Genomic DNA, 2,503 nt, shown 5'->3' with positions numbered 1-2,503 from the left:
CGGGCAAAAAAGATGCGTCAAGATGGCGTGGCTGAATTTATCAGTGCTTCCTAAATGCTTTCGCCGCAGCTCTTTGACGTGCAGCGGATAGGGGGAAGTGCATGAGCGATCGGCGTTTTGCGCGGACAGAAATGCTCGTCGGCAGTGCGGCATTGGCACGTCTTGCGGGCGCGTCCGTGGCGGTCTTCGGCATTGGCGGTGTCGGCTCGTATGCAGCTGAGGCATTGGCGCGTGCGGGGGTTGGCAGACTTACACTCGTTGACCATGATGTGATTGACGTGACAAACATCAACCGACAGATTCACGCGCTGACGGAGACCGTGGGTGCGGCAAAGACGGAGACCATGGCGCGCCGCATTCACTCGATCAATCCCGCCTGTGCGGTGCGTGAGATCCGCGCATTCTATCAGCCTGAGACGGCGGAGCAGTTCTTTCCCGAACCCTATGACTATGTGCTCGATGCCGTGGACACGGTGACGGCAAAGATCGATCTCGCCGTGCAGTGCCATCGGCGTGGTATTCCGCTCATCGCAAGCATGGGGGCGGCGAACAAGCTCGATCCTGCGCTCTTCGAGGTCATGGATATCTACCGTACGACGGGCGACCCGCTCGCGCGCATCCTGCGAAAGAAGCTGAAGGAGCGCGGCATCCCGCATCTGAGAGTCGTCTGCTCACGCGAACGCCCGCGTACCCCCGCAGTCGGGGAGGAGCAGCCCGCCGCAGGGCGTAACAGTGTCCCTGCCAGCATTTCCTTTGTGCCTTCTGCTGCAGGGCTGATTATGGCGGGGGCGGTCATTCGGGATCTATTGAACATCCGCGTGGAGGTATCATCATGAGAGTATCCGTACTGGGCTGTGGGCGTTGGGGGAGTTTTCATGCGTGGTATGCGCATCGCGTCGGGCACGCGGTCACGCTCTGGGGACGCGCGGGCTCGGCACATCTTGCGCAGCTGCGCGGTACGCGGACGAATGAGTTCCTAACGCTGCCCGAGGACATCTGCCTGACCGATGATCTTGTAACGGCAATTCGGACAGCGGAAATCGTCATTATCTCCATCCATGCGCAGGCACTGCGCTCCTTTCTCCGCGATCTGCGTGCGCAGGGGTACGGGGAGGAGTTGGCGAACAAATATGTCATCCTCTGCATGAAGGGGATTGAGATCGGTACAGGTAAGCGTCTCACAACCGTCGTGCATGAGGAACTCGGGGCGGCGGTGAAGCCCGTTGTCTGGGTCGGTCCCGGTCATGTGCAGGACTTCGTACGCGGGATTCCGAACTGTATGGTGCTCGCGGGCGAGGACAGGGATGCTCTGCGTATGTTCGTAGATGTGCTCGGCAGTCCGCTCATCCGTTTCTATTACGGCGAGGATCTGCTCGGCACGGAGGTCGGTGCGGCGGCGAAGAACGTCGTCGGACTCGCTGCGGGAATGCTCGACGGGCTCGACTACGGCAGCCTCAAGGGCGCACTCATGGCACGCGGTACGCGCGAACTCGTACGGCTCGTACGTGCGATGGGCGGCGACGGTGAGACGATCTATGGACTCTCGCATCTCGGCGACTACGAGGCGACACTTTTCTCCCCGCACAGCAATAACCGCCGCTACGGAGAGGCAGTCGTGCGCGGCACAGCAGACAATTTTCACAAGATCGTCGAGGGGGTGTATACGGCGGAGGCACTTATGGCACTCTCGAAGGAGTACTGTGTTGATCTGCCCATTTCCGCGACTGTCTACGAGATTGTCACGCAGGGGAAAGACCCGCGCGAGCAGCTCACGCGGCTTTTCCTGCGTGCGACCAAGAGTGAAAAGGAGTAGGGCATGGGCGAACGAAAGCACATCGATGTTGTTGCGGGCGCAATCCTGCGGGATGGAAAGGTGTTCGGTGCGTGCCGAGGTTATGGCGCGTATGCTGGCACATGGGAGTTTGCCGGCGGCAAGGTCGAGGCGGGCGAGACGGACGAGGCGGCACTCGTGCGCGAGATTCGCGAGGAGCTCGGTGTTGAGGTTGCCGTGGAGCGGCTGCTCGGCATTGTCGATCACGACTATCCCGAGTACCATATGAATATGCGTCTTTACATATGCCGACACATTGCGGGTGAGCCGCAGCTCTCCGTGCATTCGGCGGGGCGGTGGCTCGGGCGCGCCGACCTCTACAGTGTCCCGTGGTTCGAGGCGGACATGGAGCTGATTCGGAAACTCGAGAGCGAACTCGTCTGACGTTTGACAAATCCGTCTGCACAATGCTATAATACGAAACGAATTGATCCATGCCGAAGTGGCGGAATTGGCAGACGCAGCAGACCTGGAAGCCTTGAAAATACTGGGTTTTCAAAAAACATACTGGTTTACATTTTTGCAAACTGGTTGACAACAGAATATTTTGACGATAATTTTGAGGAAGAAATTCAGCATTCTGCCTTATTTTTTATGTATACATTTTTAATATAAATCAAAAAGGGGCTGTTGCACGAAACCAACGTGCAGCAGCCTCAATTTTGTGCAAAA

Annotated in this window: 3 protein-coding genes; all 3 read left to right on the top strand. The window is 58.1% G+C overall.

What is annotated here, in order from left to right:
- The first annotated feature begins 101 nt into the window (after nt 1-101).
- Genes ACO6BQ_RS12335 through ACO6BQ_RS12325 form a run of 3 tightly spaced genes read left to right on the top strand, consistent with a single transcriptional unit; the run spans nt 102 to nt 2,215 of the window.
- On the top strand, nt 102-836 hold the full coding sequence (locus tag ACO6BQ_RS12335; protein ID WP_489121395.1) for a tRNA threonylcarbamoyladenosine dehydratase: 735 nt from the start codon (nt 102-104) through the stop codon (nt 834-836).
- Nucleotides 833-1,813, top strand: a complete 981-nt coding sequence (locus ACO6BQ_RS12330; protein WP_489121394.1) for an NAD(P)H-dependent glycerol-3-phosphate dehydrogenase — start codon at nt 833-835, stop codon at nt 1,811-1,813. Before ACO6BQ_RS12335 ends, ACO6BQ_RS12330 begins: the two co-directional genes overlap by 4 nt.
- Before the next feature lie 3 nt (nt 1,814-1,816).
- The gene (locus ACO6BQ_RS12325; RefSeq protein ID WP_489121391.1) at nt 1,817-2,215 is read left to right on the top strand and encodes a (deoxy)nucleoside triphosphate pyrophosphohydrolase; all 399 of its coding nucleotides are present in this window, start codon (nt 1,817-1,819) and stop codon (nt 2,213-2,215) included.
- Nucleotides 2,216-2,503 lie beyond the last annotated feature (288 nt).

This window comes from Centipeda sp. (in: firmicutes) (genome assembly GCF_057271695.1).
Note: the sequence above shows the minus strand (reverse complement) of the source record. Positions and strands in the feature narration are given on the sequence as shown.

Coding starts and splice junctions, on each gene's coding strand:
- ACO6BQ_RS12335 (WP_489121395.1), top strand. CDS start 102: ATGAGCGATCGGCGTTTTGCGCGGACAGAAATGCTCGTCGGCAGTGCG.
- ACO6BQ_RS12330 (WP_489121394.1), top strand. CDS start 833: ATGAGAGTATCCGTACTGGGCTGTGGGCGTTGGGGGAGTTTTCATGCG.
- ACO6BQ_RS12325 (WP_489121391.1), top strand. CDS start 1,817: ATGGGCGAACGAAAGCACATCGATGTTGTTGCGGGCGCAATCCTGCGG.